The organism is Streptomyces xanthophaeus, assembly GCF_030440515.1.
Classification (GTDB): Bacteria; Actinomycetota; Actinomycetes; order Streptomycetales; family Streptomycetaceae; genus Streptomyces; species Streptomyces kutzneri.
This window is the reverse complement of record NZ_CP076543.1, coordinates 4,729,856-4,745,917: the sequence shown is the minus strand read 5'-3', so window position 1 is coordinate 4,745,917 and position 16,062 is coordinate 4,729,856. Positions and strand designations below refer to the sequence as shown.

The window sequence follows — 16,062 nt, the reverse complement described above, 5'->3', positions numbered from 1 at the left end:
CCATCGCCGGAACGTCGGATCGTATGCTCGGCCCATGACCACTCCGAGTGACGCTCCGACCGAAAACGCGATGCGCCGCGCGCTCCGGCGGGCCCGCGACGGCGTCGCGCTCGACGCGACCGAGGCGGCCGTACTCCTCCAGGCGCGCGGCGAGGACCTGAGGGACCTCGCCGCCTCCGCCGCACGGGTGAGGGACGCCGGGCTCGCCGCCGCCGGGCGCCCCGGTGTCATCACCTACTCCCGCAAGGTCTTCATCCCCCTCACCCGCCTCTGCCGCGACAGGTGCCACTACTGCACCTTCGTCACCGTCCCCGGAAAGCTGCGCAAGAGCGGCCACGGGATGTACCTCTCCCCCGACGAGGTCCTCGACATCGCCCGCCAGGGCGCGGCGATGGGCTGCAAGGAAGCCCTCTTCACCCTCGGCGACCGCCCCGAGGACCGTTGGCCCGAGGCCCGCGAGTGGCTCGACGCGCACGGCTACGACGACACCCTCGCCTACGTGCGCGCCATGGCGATCCGGGTCCTGGAGGAGACCGGCCTGCTGCCGCACCTCAACCCCGGCGTCATGTCCTGGTCCGACCTCCAGCGGCTCAAGCCGGTCGCGCCCAGCATGGGCATGATGCTGGAGACCACCGCCACCCGTCTGTGGTCCGAGCCGGGCGGCCCCCACCACGGCTCCCCCGACAAGGACCCGGCCGTGCGGCTGCGGGTGCTGGAGGACGCGGGCCGCTCCAACGTCCCCTTCACCACCGGCGTCCTCATCGGCATCGGCGAGTCCTACGAGGAGCGCGCCGACGCGTTCTTCGAGCTCCGCCGGATCCAGCGCGCCTACCACGGCATCCAGGAGGTCATCGTCCAGAACTTCCGCGCCAAGCCGGACACCGCCATGCGCGGCATGCCGGACGCGGAGCTGGAGGAGCTGGCCGCCGCCATCGCCGTCGCCCGGCACATCCTGGGACCGAGCGCACGCATCCAGGCCCCGCCGAACCTGGTGGACGCCGAGTACGCGCTGCTCATCGGCGCCGGCATCGACGACTGGGGCGGGGTCTCCCCGCTGACCCCCGACCACGTCAACCCCGAGCGTCCCTGGCCGCACATCGAGGAGCTGGCCGGGCGGACCGCCGCCGCCGGCTTCGAGCTGCGCGAACGCCTCACCATCTATCCGGAGTTCCTGCAGCGCGGCGAGCCCTGGCTGGACCCCCGGCTGCTGCCGCACGTCCGGGCGCTGGCCGATCCGGAGACCGGGCTGGCCGACGAGGGCGCGCCCGTCGAGGGCCGGCCGTGGCAGGAGCCGGACGAGGGCTTCGCCGCGTACGGGCGCACGGACCTGCACGCCACCATCGACACCGAGGGCCGCACCGGCGACCGGCGCGACGACTTCGACGACGTGTACGGGGACTGGGAGGCGCTGCGGGAGGCGGCCGCGCCCGGGATGGTGGCCGAGCGCATCGACACCGACGTACGGGGCGCCCTCGCGCAGGCCGCCGACGATCCGACGAAGCTGAGCGACGCGCAGGCGCTGGCGCTGCTCCACGCGGACGGCCCGGCCCTCGACGCGCTGTGCCGCATCGCCGACGACCTGCGCAGGTCGGTCGTGGGCGACGAGGTCACCTACATCGTCACGCGGAACATCAATTTCACCAACGTCTGCTACACCGGCTGCCGCTTCTGCGCCTTCGCCCAGCGCCGCACGGACGCCGACGCCTACACCCTCTCCCTCGACCAGGTCGCCGACCGGGCCGCCCAGGCCTGGGACGTGGGCGCGGTCGAGGTGTGCATGCAGGGCGGCATCCACCCGGACCTGCCCGGGACGGCCTACTTCGACATCGCGCGCGCGGTGAAGCAGCGGGTCCCCGGCATGCACGTGCACGCCTTCTCGCCGATGGAGGTGGTCAACGGGGCCACCCGCACCGGGATGTCCGTACGGGACTGGCTGACGGCGGCCAAGGAGGCGGGCCTGGATTCGATCCCGGGTACGGCGGCGGAGATCCTGGACGACGAGGTCCGCTGGGTGCTGACCAAGGGCAAGCTGCCGACGGCGGACTGGATCGACGTCGTCACCACCGCGCACGAGCTCGGGATCCGCTCCTCGTCCACGATGATGTACGGGCACGTGGACCAGCCGCGGCACTGGCTCGGCCACTTCCGCACGCTGTCGCGCATCCAACAGCAGACCGGTGGTTTCACGGAGTTCGTCACGCTCCCCTTCATCCACACCAACGCGCCCGTGTACCTGGCGGGCATCGCGCGGCCGGGTCCCACCGTCCGTGACAACCGCGCGGTGACGGCGATGGCCCGGATCCTGCTGCACCCGCACATCCCCAACATCCAGACGAGTTGGGTGAAGCTGGGGTCGGACGGCGCGGCCGAGATGCTCCGGTCCGGGGCGAACGACCTGGGCGGGACGCTGATGGAGGAGACCATCTCGCGCATGGCCGGGTCGAGTTACGGCTCGTACAAGTCGGTGCAGGACCTGATCGCCGTGGCCGAGGCGGCCGGGCGGCCCGCGAAGGCCCGTACGACGCTGTACGGGGAGGTGCCGCAGGAGCGGCAGGAGGCGGCCCGCGCCTCGGACGGGCACCTGCCCGAGCTGCTCCCCGTACTGGACTGAGTGCCGGGGGACTTGCCACGGACCCACCGGGGAAGGGGATCCCGGCCACCCGGCCGGGATCCCCTTCCCTCTCCGGTGCAGTGCCGGATCAGCCGACCAGGAGGTCCTTCTTCAGCTCCTTCAGCTCGCGGGCGTCGATGCCGAGCCCGTCCTTGAGGTAGCGGTCGAAGGAGCCGTACTTCGCCTTGACCTCGTCGTAGCCCGCGTTCAGGTACTCGGGGCGCACGTCGAGCAGCGGCTTGTAGACGGCGGCCTGCTGGGCGGGCAGGTGGGAGAGGATCGCGTCGTTGGCGGCCTTGCGGTAGTCGTTGCTGGCCAGGTAGTCGGCCTCGACGGTCTCGCGGGGCACGCCGAGGGCGGTCAGCAGGGCGGCGCCCGCCCAGCCGGTGCGGTCCTTGCCGGCCGTGCAGTGGAAGAGGACGGAGCGGCTGCGGTCGCGCTCGATGCCTTCGAAGACCTGGGTGTACGCCTTCTTGCCGCCGGTGCCGGAGACCATCGCCCGCTCCGCGTCGACCATGGCCTTGACGGCCTCGTCGGGGGTGCGGGGCATCGTCCGGAAGGAGCCGGAGCCCGCGAAGACGTCGGCGACGACGTAGGTGGCGCCCGTGGGCACCTTGTCGGCGGCCTTGGTGCGCTCGTCCTCCATGCGGAGGTCGAAGACCGTCCTGACGCGCAGGCGCTGGAGCTTGGCGAGGTCGTTCTCGGTCAGCTTGTCGAGGGCGTCGGAGCGGTAGATCTCGCCCATCTTGACCCACTGACCGGTGCTGGTGCGGTAGCCGCCGGCGTCGCGGAAGTTGGCGGTGCCGTCCAGCTTGATCAGGCGGTCGGCGAGTCGCAGGCCCTGGCCGCGGCCCGGCTTGAAGTCGAACCACTGGCGGTCGGCGGCGGGCAGGCCCGTGACCACGGCGCGGCCCTGGGACCCGCCCTTCGCGACGACCTTGCCGTTCGCCTTGATCTCGACCCGGTCGGTGCCGCGGGCCTTCCACTGCAGAGTGAAGGAGCCGTCGGCTCCGGCGGTGACGGTGGCTTCGGTGAACGGGACGGCGGTCCGGTCGTGCCGGTCCCAGCCGGTGGCGGAGGCGAGCGGGGCCGCGACCAGGGAGGCGGCGAGTGCGGAGGCGACGACGGTCGCGGCGAGGAGAGCCTTCTTCATGGCTCCGAGGCTGGGCGGCTGCGGAGAACGTCCGATGAACGAGGCGTGACCGAAAACGACCGACTCGAAGGCAACTGGCAAAACGTGCCACCTGCCGGGTCGCGGCCGGAAGTGTTCGGATTCTGGCCGATCTACGCTCACTTACGCGCCCCGTGGCCGACCGCTTCCGGATTCGATCGATCCTGTCCACTACAGTGCGGGTTCGCGTGCGCGGCGGGTACGGGTAAGGGTGCCGGGCATCGAGTGGACTGGTCAGCGGGGGGCGGCGGTGCCGGGGATGGACGCAGTGAACGCTACGAACGACACGGGCTCCGCGACGGGCCCCGGCCCGGTCCCGGGCGGCCACGGCCCGGCAGCCGCCACCGCCGCCGGCACCGGTGCGGCAGCCGCCCCCGGCCCGGGCGAGAACCCGGCCGCCGGCGCCCCTGCCATCTCCCTGCACGCCCCCGCCCCCGCCGGCCCGGCGGGCGGCCCCCGCGGCGCCAGCCCTGGCGGCGGCACGGGACCGGCCCCCGCCGGGGCGAACCGTACGCTCGGCCGCGGCGTCTCCACCGGCCTCTGGGGCCGCGTCGAGCAGCAGGACTTCCGCAGCCGCGTCCGCGGCGCCCTCCTCGGCTCCGCCCTGGGCGACGCCCTCGGTGCACCCGCCGCCGGCCTCTCCCTCGCCGCCCTCCGCGAGGCCCACGGCCCGGACGGCCTGACCGGTCCGGCCCCCGCCTTCGGGCGCCGCGGCCGGGTCACCGCCGCCACCCAGCTCACCCTCTTCACCGTGGACGGGCTGATCCGGGCCCACGTACGCCGCGACACCGGCGCCTGGCACCCGCCCACCGACCTCCACCGCGCGTACCTGCGCTGGGCCGCCACCCAGCACGACTGGGGCCCCGACGAGCGCCGCAAGGACAACGGCTGGCTCGCGCAGGAGGAATGGCTCTACGCCCGCCGCGCCCCGCACCGCGCCTGCCTGAGCGGCTTCGCCGACGAAGTCCTCGGCACCCTCGACCAGCCGAAGAACCCGGCCGCCCGCGACGCGGCCGCCGCCTGCCGCTCGGCGCCCTTCGGGCTGCTGGTCGGCTGGGAGCCCACCCTCGTCCTCCAGCTGTCCGTCGAATGCGCCGCGCAGAGCCACGGCCACCCCACCGCCACCCTCTCCGCCGGAGCCGTCGCCGTCATCGTCCACGGCCTGATCCGCGGCGACTCCCTCGACTCCGCCGTCCAGCGGGCCCTCGGCCTGCTCGGCGCACGCCCCGGGCACCAGCCCGTCACGGACGCACTCCAGCGCGCCCTGGCCGCCGTCACCCAGGGCTCGCCCGGCCCCGAGGCCGTCGCGGCCCTCGCCCCCGACGAGGCGGAGGACGGGACCGACGCCACCGACGCCCTCGCCGCCGCCGTCTACTGCGCCCTGGTCGCCGAGGATGTCGCGCAGGGCCTGCGCCTCGCCGTCAACCACGGCGGCGACTCCATCGCCGCCGGCGCCCTGTGCGGGGCCCTGCTGGGCGCCCTGCACGGCGAGACGGCCCTCCCGGCCGCCTGGCTCGCCGAGCTCGAAGGCCGCGCCGCGCTGCTGGAACTCGCCGACGACTTCGCCCTGGAGATGACCCAGGGCCCGAGCCTGCACAGCCCCACCGCCTCCACCCCGGGCTGGCTGGCCCGCTACCCGCGCGGCTGAACCGCGACTCCGCCGTCTGACGCCCCCTCAACATTCGCCGGTCCAGCCCGTACCGTGGCGGGTCCCACGTCTCGGAGGTGCCAGAACACATGCGGATCGCCACGACCATCTTCCTCACCGACCGCACCATCTCCCCCGTCCGGCTGGCCCACAGCCTCGAAGAGCGCGGCTTCTCCGGCCTCTACCTCCCGGAGCACACCCACATCCCGGTCAGCCGCGAGACCGCAGCCCCCATGGGCGGTGAACTCCCCGAGATGTACGGGCGCACCCTCGACCCCTTCGTCGCCCTCGGCCAGGCCGCCGCCGTCACCGAACGGCTCCACCTCGGCACCGGCATCACCCTGGTCGCCCAGCACGACCCGATCGGCCTCGCCAAGCAGGTCGCCACCCTGGACCACCTCTCCCACGGCCGTTTCACCCTCGGCATCGGCTACGGCTGGAACGTCGAGGAGGCCGCCGACCACGGCGTCGAGTGGCGCACCCGCCGCGACCTGGTCCGCGACCGGATGGCGCTGATGCGCGCCCTGTGGTCCCCCGAGCCCACCGCGTACGTCGGCCAGTACTGCTCCGTCCAGGCCAGCACCGCCTACCCGAAGCCCGTCCAGGCCCCGCGCGAACTCGGCCCCGGCGTGCCCCTGTACGGCCCGCGCACCCTGATCGGCGGCGCGGCCGGACCCAAGCTCTTCGCCGCCATCGCCGACCACGCCGACGGCTGGCTCCCCATCGGCGGCGGCGGCCTCGGCGAATCCCTCCCGGTGCTGCGCCAGATCTGGGAGACGGCCGGGCGCGACCCGAAGGCCCTGCGCGTGGTCCCGTACGCCGTCCGGCCCACCCCCGGCAAGATGAGCCACTACGCCGACCTCGGCATCGAGGAGGTCGTCCTGCAGCTCCCCTCGGCCGCGAAGCCGGAAGTCCTGCGCACCCTGGACGAGTTCGCCCAGTACCTCTGACGCGGCCGGGGCCGGCCGGCCGCGTCCAGGGCACCGGCCTGCGGGAGGCCCAGGAGATCGTCGGCCCCGACACCCCGGACGACGAGGCGCCCCGCTGGCGCCCCTGACCGGCGGCCCTGCGGCTCAGGGCGCCGCGAACGCGGCCGACTCGGCGCCGGAGGAAGGCTCACGGGCCCGCGCGAGGAACACAGTCGTACCCGAAGCCGATCCGCGCCTCTTCGAGCGGAGCCTCCCGGCCGGGTGTCCGCACCCCCGCGCGGCGCGTCACACGGCACGCCCGAATGACAGAGGGTGACCGCCATTGGGGTGAAACACCGTTTCCCGTGAACTCTCCGTGATGTTGAGCCGGTCGCGTGCCGTCTGTCCGGCGCGTCGATCGAACTTCTTAGGAGAGTGTCATGCGTATTCGCTCTGCCCTGACGGCGTCCGTCCTGGCTGCCGGCATCCTGCTGGGCGGCGCCGGCGCGGCCCTGGCCAACGACGGCGTCGACATCGATTACTTCTCCGGCGGCCACAAGGCCTTCGCGTCCCACTGCTCCTCCTTCGCCGGCATCCCGGCGAAGATCGGCCCCCTGTACGCCGACAACTGCGAGACCGAGGGCGAGAAGGAGTGGGCCAAGGCTGCCCACCTGGGCGCCTGACGCCCGGCACACGTCGGCCGGGGCCCGTCACACGGGGCCCCCGGCCGGCGGGTCGGCCGGGGGGTCGGCCGCACAGCAGGCGGCCGAACCACCCACGCCCCGGCGGGGTTTCGTACGCTGGCGAGCATGATCGATTCACATACGCATGTCCGCGTCGCCCGGCCCTCCCTCGACCTGGCGGCCGCCGAGCGGTTCTACGTCGACGGGCTCGGGCTGCAGGTGCAGTGGCGGAGCGCCGAGAGCGTGGCCGGGGAACACGACCTGCTGATGGTCGGACCGGCCGGGGGCGGCTGGCACTTCGAGCTCACCCGTGACGCCTCGAACCCGATCCTGCCCGCGCCCACCGTCGACGACCTGTTCGTGGTCTATCTCGGCGAGGCCCCCGACGAGGCCCTCGTCCAGCGCCTGGTCGAGCACGGCGGGACCCGCGTCGCCGCCCACAACCCGTACTGGGACGAGTGGGGAGTCACCGTCGCCGACCCCGACGGCTACCGGCTGGTGCTCTGCTCCCGCACCTGGGGTCAGGCCGCCGCGTCCTCGTAGGCCGTCCGTCCGAGGACCGGGTAGTCGGTGTAGCCCTCCGCGCCCTGTACGTGCATCAGGAACTCCGGGCGGATCTCGTTGAGCGGCGCGCCCGTGCGCAGCCGCTCGACGAAGTCGGGGTTGGCGAGGAAGCCCCGGCCCAGTGCCACGAGATCGGCACCCTCGGACAGGAGGCGTTCGCCCCGCCGCTTGCCGCCGTCGGCCGCGGCCTCCTCGCGGGAGAGCGCCGGGTTGGCGATCAGGATGCCGGGCCAGTCCCGGCGGATCTGCGCGAAGGCGGGCCGGTCGGGGTCGGCGTGGACCTGGTGCAGGTAGACCGGCGCCAGGTCGGCCAGGGCTTCGACCAGGGCCGGGTAGATCTCCTCGGTTTCGCCCTCCTCGATCCCGTTGACGTTCACTCCGGGCGAGATGCGTACGCCGACCCGCTCCGGCCCGATGGCTTCGGCGACGGCCCGGACGACCTCGACGGTGAACCGGATGCGGTTCCGGGCGGAGCCGCCCCACTCGTCGGTGCGGCGGTTGGTGTTGCGCGCGAGGAACTGGTGCAGCAGGTGGCCGTTGGCGGAGTGCACCTCCACCCCGGCGAAGCCCGCCTCGACGGCGTTGCGGGCCGCGTTCGCGAAGTCGGCCACCGTGGACCGGATGTCCTCGGCGGTCATCGCGTGCGGTACGACGCCGTCCCGGAGGCCGCCGGGGGTGTGCAGCTGCTCGGGGAACGGCACCGCGGACGGGGCGAGCGGCACGTGTCCGCTGGTCTCGGGGTGGCCGACCCGGCCGCCGTGCTGGAGCTGGAGGAACATCTCCCCGCCACCGGCGGCCCGCACGGCCTGGGTGACCCGGCGCCAGCCGGCGATCTGCGCCGGGGTGTGGATGCCGGGGATGTGCGGGTAGGTCTGCCCGGCGGCGTTCGGGGTGCTGGCCTCGGCGATGATCAGGCCGGCCGAGGCGCGCTGCGCGTAGTACGTGGCCATGAGTTCGCCGGGGACGCCGTCGGCCCCGGCGCGGTTGCGGGTCAGCGGCGCCATCACCAGGCAGCTGGGCAGTTCCAGGCCGCCGAGGCGGGCGGGTTCGAAGAGGCGGGAGGCGGCGGGACCGTGCTGTGTCTGCGTCATGCCGGTACCGTAAAAGCTGACACCGGTGTCAGGTTCAAGAGCTGGGGTGGGGCATGCGGATCGGTGAACTGGCGGCGCGCACCGGGGTCGGTGAGCGTTCGCTGCGCTACTACGAGCAGCAGGGCCTGCTCGCTTCGGACCGGACGCCCGGCGGTCACCGGGACTTCCCCGAGCGGGCCGTCGACCGGGTGATCCGGATCCAGGAGCTGTACGCGGCCGGCCTGCACAGCGCGAAGATCGCGCAGATCCTGCCCTGCATGCGGGACGAGGACGGCGGCCCGTCGGTGCGTGCCACCCCGGCGCTGGTGGCCGAACTGGCCGCGGAGCGGGAGCGGATCGACCGGATGATCGGCGATCTGATCCGCTCCCGCGAGGTGCTGGACGAGGTGATCGAGGCCGCGGCGGGCCGCACGGCCTGATCGTCATGCCCCTCTAGGGGGTGTCACCCGGGGGCGTTGCCGCGGGCGTGCCCGGCTTCGCGTGGAGGACCTCGCGCGCCTGTTCCGCGGCGCGGGTGATGCCTTCGGAGACGAAGTCCATGAAGCGGGCGATGTTCTCCAGCCGGTTGGCGGCCGGGGTGTCGGGGCCGAGGATGCTGACGCCCTGGCGTGCGGTTTCTATGATCTGGGCGTTGGCGCGGGCGCTGGCGATCGTCGCCTGGTACCAGACGTCGTCATCGACGAAGTAGCGCTCGCGGCGGCGTTCGTCGCGTTCCCTGCGGACGAGGCCCTGGCCCTCCAGGAACGTGATCGCCTTGGAGATGGACGCCGGGCTGACCTGGAGGCGCTGGACGAGTTCGGACGCGGTGAGGCTGCCCGTGTCCGTGATGTAGAGGCAGGACATCACCCGGGCCATCATCTTGGGCGTGCCCGCCTGGATGAGGACGTCGGTGAACACGTCCTCGAACTCGCGCACCGCCTCCGGATCGCGTCCGTGGGCCTGCGGGATCGCCTCCGGTCCCCGGGGTCCGGCCTGGCTGCGCCGGTGGGCTCGGCGTTCGGTGGCGCGGTGGGCCAGGTCGGCCCGGTAGGCGTTGGGGCCGCCGTTGCGCATCACCTCGCGCGAGATCGTCGAGGTCGGGCGGTCGAGGCGCCTGGCGATCTCCGCGTAGGCGAGGTCGTCCGCCAGTCCCAGCGCGATCTGCTGACGTTCCTGCTGGTTGAGCCTGCCGCCCGGCATCGCGGTCTCCTTCGTGGTCCGTGGTGTCCCCCACTATAGCGTTCACTCCCATTTCATTGCAACGAACCCGATGCTGCGTGTTGCGTTAAGCGCGAAACCATTGCAATGAAATTCCATCGCTGACCTGCATAGATGCATTTTCAGCGCAACGAAGACGTTGCCAGAACATCGAACGCAACGTAGCTTTTCGTTCATCAGAAACCGCGGGGCGCACAGGGCGCAGCCGCTGATGAAGGAGAAGCACCGTGCAGAAGTTCGCCACCGCCGCCCCGATCGCCGCCGTCCTGGACGTCCCCGCCGGGCTCATCCGGTTCATCGCCGCCGACCGGTCCGACACCATCGTCGAGATCCTCCCCGCCGACGCCTCCAAGGGCCGCGACGTGAAGGCCGCCGAGCAGACCACCGCCGAGTACAAGAACGGCGTCCTGCGGATCACCGCCGCACCGGCGAAGAACCGGATCCTCGGCAACTCCGGGTCCGTCGAGATCACCGTCCAGCTGCCGGCCGGCTCCCGCGTCGACGCGAAGACCGCGGCCGCCGAGTTCCGCGGCGTCGGCCGCCTGGGCGACGTCACCTTCGAGGCCGCCCAGGGCACGGTCAAGCTCGACGAGACCGCGAGCGCCCACCTCACCCTGATGGCCGGCGACGTCTCCGTCGGACGCCTGGGCGGCCCCGCGCAGATCACCACCCAGAAGGGCCACCTGCAGATCGCCGAGGCCCAGCGCGGCACCGTCGAACTGTCCACCCAGGCAGGCGACATCACCGTCGGCGCCGCCCGCGGCATCTCCGCCACCCTCGACGCCGGCACCGCCTACGGCCGGATCAGCAACGCCCTCACCAACACCGACGGCGCCGCCGCCGGCCTCACCATCCGCGCCACCACCTCCTACGGCGACATCACCGCCCGCAGCATCTGACCCGCAGTCACCGCACCCGAAGGAGCACTCACCATGACCAACCTGGCCATCGCGGCGAACGGGCTGCGCAAGTCCTACGGCGACAAGGTCGTTCTCGACGGGATCGACCTGGCGGTCCCCGCCGGCACGGTCTTCTCCCTGCTCGGCCCGAACGGCGCCGGCAAGACCACCGCCGTCAAGATCCTCTCCACCCTCCTCGGGGCGGACCCGGGCACCGGAGCCATCCACATCAACGGCCACGACCTGGCCGCCGACCCGCAGGCCGTGCGCGCCTCGATCGGTGTCACCGGCCAGTTCTCCGCCGTCGACGGCCTGATCACCGGCGAGGAGAACATGCTCCTGATGGCGGACCTGCACCACCTCTCCCGCAGCGAAGGGCGGCGGGTGGCCGGCGAACTGCTGGAACGCTTCGACCTGGTCGAGGCCGCCAAGAAGCCCGCCGCCAGCTACTCCGGCGGCATGAAGCGCCGCCTCGACATCGCGATGACCCTGGTCGGCGACCCGCGGATCATCTTCCTCGACGAGCCCACCACCGGCCTCGACCCGCGCAGCCGCCACAACATGTGGCAGATCATCCGCGAACTCGTCACCGGCGGCGTCACCGTCTTCCTCACCACCCAGTACCTGGAGGAGGCCGACCAGCTCGCCGACCGCATCGCCGTCCTCAACGACGGCAGGATCGCCGCCGAAGGCACCGCCGACGAGCTGAAGCGGCTGGTCCCCGGCGGGCACGTCCGGCTCCGCTTCACCGACCCGGCCGCCTACCGGTCCGCGGCCCTCGCCCTGCACGAGGTCACCCGGGACGACGAGGCCCTGGCCCTGCAGATCCCCAGCGACGGCAGCCAGCGCGACCTGCGCACGATCCTCGACCGGCTGGAGGCCGCCGGCATCGAGGCGGACGAACTGACCGTGCACACCCCCGACCTCGACGACGTGTTCTTCGCCCTCACCGGCCCGGCCACCGTCATCCCCAACCAGTCCAAGGAGAACGTCCGATGAGCACCCTCTCCCTCGCCGTGCGCGACTGCTCCACGATGCTGCGCCGCAACCTCCTGCACGCCCGCCGCTACCCGTCGCTGACGCTGAACCTGCTGCTCACCCCGGTGATGCTGCTGCTGCTCTTCGTCTACATCTTCGGCGACGTGATGAGCGCCGGCATGGGCGGCGGCGCCGCCGACCGCTCCGACTACATCGCGTACGTCGTCCCCGGCATCCTGCTGATGACCATCGGCAGCACCGTCATCGGGGCCGCGGTATCCGTCTCCACCGACATGTCCGAGGGCATCATCGCCCGCTTCCGCACCATGGCGATCCACCGCGGCTCCGTGCTCGTCGGCCACGTCGTCGGCAGCGTCCTGCAGTCACTCGCCAGCGTGGTCCTCGTCGGCGCCGTCGCCGTCGCCATCGGCTTCCGGTCCACCGATGCCACGGCCCTGGAGTGGCTGGCCGCGTTCGGGCTGATCGCGCTGTTCGCCCTGGCGCTCACCTGGATCGCCGTCGGGATGGGCATGGCCAGTCCGAACGCCGAGGCCGCCAGCAACAGCGCGATGCCGCTGATCCTGCTGCCCCTCATCTCCAGCGCGTTCACCCCGGTCGAGGCGATGCCGGGCTGGTTCCAGCCGATCGCCCAGTACCAGCCGTTCACGCCGGCCATCGAGACCCTGCGCGGCCTGCTCCTCGGCACCGAGATCGGCTACAACGGCTGGCTCGCGGTCGCCTGGTCCCTCGGCCTGGCGGTGCTCGGCTACCGCTGGTCGGCGGCCTCCTTCAACCGCGACCCGAAGTAACCGGTATGAGCGCGCGGGCCTCCTCCCGCAGCATCGTCCCGCCCCTGGGCGGCGTACACCGACACCACGGTCGGCGTACGCCGCCCGTCGGCGTTCCGGGCGGCCGCCCGGACGTCCGGTGGCGGGTCCGCGTGGCCCACGTGCGGGGAGTCCATGGCCATGCCGACGCTCGTCCAGAGGTGCTTGAACACCGACCACAGGCGGTGGCCGGAGCCGCCGCCGTCGTGGGACGCCGGGGCGGTGGAGGAGTGCGGGGTGCGCGGCGCGGCGGGGGCGCCGCGGGCCACGTCGACCAGGCCGGTGATCGCGGCTGCGAGGGCGGCCGCGGCCAGGAGAGCCACGACCACGGGCTGGACGAGGCGCCGGATGCGGGTCCGGGTGCGGGTGGGGATGCCGGCCATGGGAGTGCTCCTCGGGAGGCGGGGCGTGCGGGGCGCGGTGGTGGGCCCGTGCTTCCAGTCAGCCCGAGGGAGCGGATCGCGTCATGCCGCTGGAGTTCGGGACTTGACAGTCCGCGGACCGCTCAGCCGACAGCCCAGAACTGGGCCAGAGCCGCCTCCTTGTAGGGCTCCGGGGTCACGCTCAGGTCCCCCGCGAAGGGGCGGTCCAGTGCCACCACCAGGAGCAGGCTGAAGCCGATCAGCCCGGCCACGGCCGATACGAAGAGCAGCTGCATCTTCAGGCTGCGCAGCCCGAACAGGAAGGTGAGCGGGACGATCACGAACGCGCCCCCGTACACCAGCACCTGGAGCAGGACCGGCAGCGAGCTCTCGGCCATCGTGATGCGGGCCCGGCGCTGGGCCGCGACGTCGTTGAGGCGGGTGACCGCTTCGGCGTAGAAGGTCTCGGCGCGGGTGCCCTGGGGCTCGTAGGCCAGGAGCGCCTCGTAGAGGGCGTGCGTCTGCGCGCCGGTCGCGTCGTAGCTCGGCCGCCCGTCGCGCATCAGCGGCCACTGCACCTCGACGACGGCGTGCGTGTACGCGCCGACCGCCCGCTGCACCCGGTCGCGGTCGGCCGGCGGGAAGGCGTCGGCGCTGCGGACGACGAGGGCCAGGTCGGTGGCCTCGCTGGCGACGATGTTCTGGGTGTTCTCCAGCTGCGTCCACAGGGTGACGACGACGAACGCGAGGATGATGCCGTAGATCGCACCGAACATACCGAGCGCGACACCGACCATCTCGTTGTGTTCGCCCCGGGCCAGGTGCGGGAAGCGGCGGCGGGCGGCCACGCTCCCGGCCACGGCGAGGCCGGTCAGGCCGCCGACCAGGAGGACGGCGATGACGAAGGTGCTGAGGTGGTTGAGCAGCCAGAGGATCATGCCCTGCTAACGAGCGCCGCCGCCCGGGAGCCCGGCCTCCTGGGCGCCGATGAGCTCGTCCCCGTGCTTCCGGGTCCAGGGGGCTGAGCTCACTCGACCTTCGGGGTCTTGGGGAGGCCGGCGGTCAGGGCCGCGCCGGTGCCCTTGAGGGAGGAGTCCGTGGCCTGGCCGGCGGATCCGGCCGCCTGGGTGGTCACGCCCACCGCGGTCTTGGTGTCCTGTACGGCCTTTGTCGGGTGGTCGACGATGTCCACGACCCGGTCGACGACCGGGGGCGCCTGGTCGGGCGCCTCGTCGGCGTGCGCGGCGACGGAGGTGAGGGCGAGGGCCCCGCCGGAGACGACCAGGGCGGCAAGGGTGCGCTTCAAGGCGTTCATGCCCCGTCCAACGACCCCGCCGCACCCCGGGTCACCGTGCCGGGCGGATCGGCGCCCGCGAACGCCCGTGAACGCCCGCGGCCCCGGATCGGGGGAATCGATCCGGGGCCGTGGGGCATGACTCAGCGGGTGGGGCGGGGGTGGTCAGTCCTCGACCACCAGGGCCGGGGTGGACTTCGTCAGGACCTCGCCGCGGAAGAAGGCCGGGCTGCGGCGCTCGGTGACGAACATGATCACCAGGCCGAGGGCCAGCAGGCCGACGCCGATGACGAAGACGTTGCCGACGTCGAGGCCGGGGAGCGTGGAGCCGGAGCCGTAGGACGGGTCCCAGGCGTCGTAGAGGGTCTTGAAGAAGACCGCTGCCAGCAGCAGGCCGCCCAGGATCGGGAAGACGCCCTTGAAGAACAGGTCGCGGGCGGAGCGGCGCAGCTCGCCGCGGAAGTACCAGACGCAGGCGAAGGCCGTCAGCGAGTAGTAGAAGCAGATCATCAGGCCGAGCGCGAAGATCGTGTCGGTGAGGACGTTCTCGCTGACCAGGGTCATGACCGTGTAGAAGACGCCGGTCGCGACGCCCGCCATGACGGTGGCGCGGCCGGGGGTCTTGAAGCGCGGGTGGACCTTCGCGTAGGAGGGCGGCAGGGCCTCGTACGTCGACATGGCGAGGACCGTGCGGGCCACCGGGATGAAGGTGGTCTGCAGGGAGGCCGCGGCGGAGGCCAGGACGGCCACGAAGAGCAGGATGCCGAGGACAGGGCCCATGACGGGGCCGGCGAGGGCGGCGAAGACGTTGCCCGAGGTCTCCTCGTTGGCGAGGCCGAGGCCCTCGCCGCCGGAGCCGACGGCCATCTGGGCGGCGACGCCGGTGGCCAGGTACGAGCCGACCAGGACGATCATCGCGATGAGCGAGGCGCGGCCGGGGGTCTTCGTCGAGCCGGTGGTCTCCTCGTTGGTGGCCAGGCACGCGTCCCAGCCCCAGTACATGAAGATCGAGAGCGAGAGTCCGGCGGTGAAGGCCGCCATGGACTCGACCGCGAAGGGGTTCATCCAGGACCAGGAGAAGTCCAGGCCGGTGTCGAAGGTGCCGGCGGAGGCCTTCTGGAAGGCCATGGCGACGAAGATGGCGAGCACGACGAGCTGGAGGCCGACCAGGGCGTACTGGACGCCCTTGGTGGCGGTCATGCCGCGGTAGCTGATGGCGGTCGCGACGGCGATCAGCGTGAGGCAGGTGACGATGTGGACGAGCTTGTCGTCGTCCAGGGCGGCGATCGACGGATTGTTCGTGATCTCGCCGGCCAGCAGCCAGAAGTACGAGGTGGCGACGCCCGCGAGGTTGGAGAGCACGATGATCGTGGCGATCACCAGGCCCCAGCCGCACATCCAGCCGATCCGCGGGCCGAAGGCCTTGACGGTCCAGGTGAAGGAGGTGCCGCAGTCCGGCATGGCCTTGTTGAGCTCGCGGTAGGCGAAGGCGACCAGGAGCATGGGGAGGAAGCCGGCGAGGAAGATCGCGGGCATCTGCATGCCGACCTCACCGGCGGTGGAGCCGAGGGTCGAGGTCAGGCAGTAGACCGGGGCGACGGTCGAGATGCCGATGACGGCGCTGCCGACCAGTCCGACGGACCCCTTGCCGAGGCCCTTGCCGCGAACGTCGCCCTCGGCGACGCCGCTTACCGTGTCTCCGGCCCGAGGCCGAACGTCCAGCTGAGTCATGAGTCAGGACGTTAGATGGTGCGTATTCCACATCTGGATGATCCGAGTCCGGAAGTCAACGCCTCCGAACGCCTTCGAATCCTGAGACGGAGGCCATT

16 protein-coding genes are annotated in these 16,062 nt (G+C 72.4%); 9 read left to right on the top strand and 7 right to left on the bottom strand.

Annotation, left to right across the window (positions count from 1 at the left end):
* The first annotated feature begins 34 nt into the window (after positions 1–34).
* Complete coding sequence (locus KO717_RS21085) at positions 35–2,611, top strand: bifunctional FO biosynthesis protein CofGH (RefSeq protein WP_301370240.1); 2,577 nt, start codon at positions 35–37, stop codon at positions 2,609–2,611.
* Positions 2,612–2,699: 88 nt separating this feature from the next.
* On the opposite strand, the gene KO717_RS21080 is transcribed toward KO717_RS21085, so the two are convergent.
* Positions 2,700–3,764 (bottom strand): tyrosine-protein phosphatase, encoded by a 1,065-nt coding sequence (locus tag KO717_RS21080; RefSeq protein ID WP_301370238.1) that lies wholly within the window; start codon positions 3,762–3,764, stop codon positions 2,700–2,702.
* 286 nt (positions 3,765–4,050) lie between these two features.
* Here KO717_RS21080 and KO717_RS21075 point away from each other — a divergent pair, with 286 nt between their 5' ends.
* The 4 genes from KO717_RS21075 to KO717_RS21060 all read left to right on the top strand — a co-directional run bounded on the left by KO717_RS21075 (position 4,051) and on the right by KO717_RS21060 (position 7,564).
* On the top strand, positions 4,051–5,430 hold the full coding sequence (locus KO717_RS21075; RefSeq protein WP_301370236.1) for an ADP-ribosylglycohydrolase family protein: 1,380 nt from the start codon (positions 4,051–4,053) through the stop codon (positions 5,428–5,430).
* Positions 5,431–5,519: 89 nt separating this feature from the next.
* Positions 5,520–6,380, top strand: coding sequence for a TIGR03619 family F420-dependent LLM class oxidoreductase (locus tag KO717_RS21070; RefSeq protein WP_301370234.1), 861 nt, complete (start codon positions 5,520–5,522; stop codon positions 6,378–6,380).
* Positions 6,381–6,778: 398 nt separating this feature from the next.
* A complete protein-coding gene (locus tag KO717_RS21065; RefSeq protein ID WP_301370232.1) occupies positions 6,779–7,021 on the top strand; it encodes a hypothetical protein in 243 nt (80 codons plus the stop codon).
* A 126-nt stretch (positions 7,022–7,147) separates the two neighbouring features.
* Entirely contained in the window at positions 7,148–7,564 is a 417-nt protein-coding gene (locus KO717_RS21060) for a VOC family protein (RefSeq protein ID WP_301370231.1), read from the top strand.
* Here KO717_RS21060 and KO717_RS21055 read toward each other — a convergent pair.
* Positions 7,543–8,676: an alkene reductase gene (locus KO717_RS21055; protein WP_301370230.1), complete on the bottom strand. Its 1,134-nt coding sequence runs from the start codon at positions 8,674–8,676 to the stop codon at positions 7,543–7,545. The two genes, KO717_RS21060 and KO717_RS21055, sit on opposite strands and share 22 nt — an antisense overlap.
* Before the next feature lie 53 nt (positions 8,677–8,729).
* On the opposite strand from KO717_RS21055, the gene KO717_RS21050 reads away from it, so the two are divergent.
* On the top strand, positions 8,730–9,095 hold the full coding sequence (locus tag KO717_RS21050; protein ID WP_301370228.1) for a MerR family transcriptional regulator: 366 nt from the start codon (positions 8,730–8,732) through the stop codon (positions 9,093–9,095).
* A 13-nt stretch (positions 9,096–9,108) separates the two neighbouring features.
* On the opposite strand, the gene KO717_RS37495 is transcribed toward KO717_RS21050, so the two are convergent.
* Complete coding sequence (locus KO717_RS37495) at positions 9,109–9,855, bottom strand: helix-turn-helix domain-containing protein (RefSeq protein WP_437184538.1); 747 nt, start codon at positions 9,853–9,855, stop codon at positions 9,109–9,111.
* 245 nt (positions 9,856–10,100) lie between these two features.
* Here KO717_RS37495 and KO717_RS21035 point away from each other — a divergent pair, with 245 nt between their 5' ends.
* From KO717_RS21035 to KO717_RS21025, 3 genes are read left to right on the top strand one after another with little or no spacing between them, the layout of a single operon-like run.
* Complete coding sequence (locus KO717_RS21035) at positions 10,101–10,772, top strand: DUF4097 family beta strand repeat-containing protein (protein WP_301370227.1); 672 nt, start codon at positions 10,101–10,103, stop codon at positions 10,770–10,772.
* Positions 10,773–10,805: 33 nt separating this feature from the next.
* The gene (locus KO717_RS21030) at positions 10,806–11,771 is read left to right on the top strand and encodes an ATP-binding cassette domain-containing protein (RefSeq protein WP_301370225.1); all 966 of its coding nucleotides are present in this window, start codon (positions 10,806–10,808) and stop codon (positions 11,769–11,771) included.
* Positions 11,768–12,559: an ABC transporter permease gene (locus KO717_RS21025; protein ID WP_301370224.1), complete on the top strand. Its 792-nt coding sequence runs from the start codon at positions 11,768–11,770 to the stop codon at positions 12,557–12,559. The genes KO717_RS21030 and KO717_RS21025 overlap by 4 nt, the downstream gene beginning before the upstream one ends.
* On the opposite strand, the gene KO717_RS21020 is transcribed toward KO717_RS21025, so the two are convergent.
* From KO717_RS21020 to KO717_RS21005, 4 genes are all read right to left on the bottom strand, one after another.
* Positions 12,517–12,960 carry a hypothetical protein gene (locus tag KO717_RS21020; protein WP_301370222.1) on the bottom strand — a complete coding sequence of 148 codons (444 nt, stop codon included), beginning with the start codon at positions 12,958–12,960 and terminating at the stop codon, positions 12,517–12,519. The genes KO717_RS21025 and KO717_RS21020 overlap by 43 nt on opposite strands.
* A 122-nt stretch (positions 12,961–13,082) precedes the next feature.
* Positions 13,083–13,877, bottom strand: coding sequence for a DUF4239 domain-containing protein (locus KO717_RS21015; RefSeq protein WP_301370220.1), 795 nt, complete (start codon positions 13,875–13,877; stop codon positions 13,083–13,085).
* 89 nt (positions 13,878–13,966) lie between these two features.
* Positions 13,967–14,254 (bottom strand): hypothetical protein, encoded by a 288-nt coding sequence (locus KO717_RS21010; protein WP_301370219.1) that lies wholly within the window; start codon positions 14,252–14,254, stop codon positions 13,967–13,969.
* Between the two features lie 144 nt (positions 14,255–14,398).
* Positions 14,399–15,964: an APC family permease gene (locus KO717_RS21005; protein WP_301370217.1), complete on the bottom strand. Its 1,566-nt coding sequence runs from the start codon at positions 15,962–15,964 to the stop codon at positions 14,399–14,401.
* Positions 15,965–16,062: the final 98 nt, after the last annotated feature.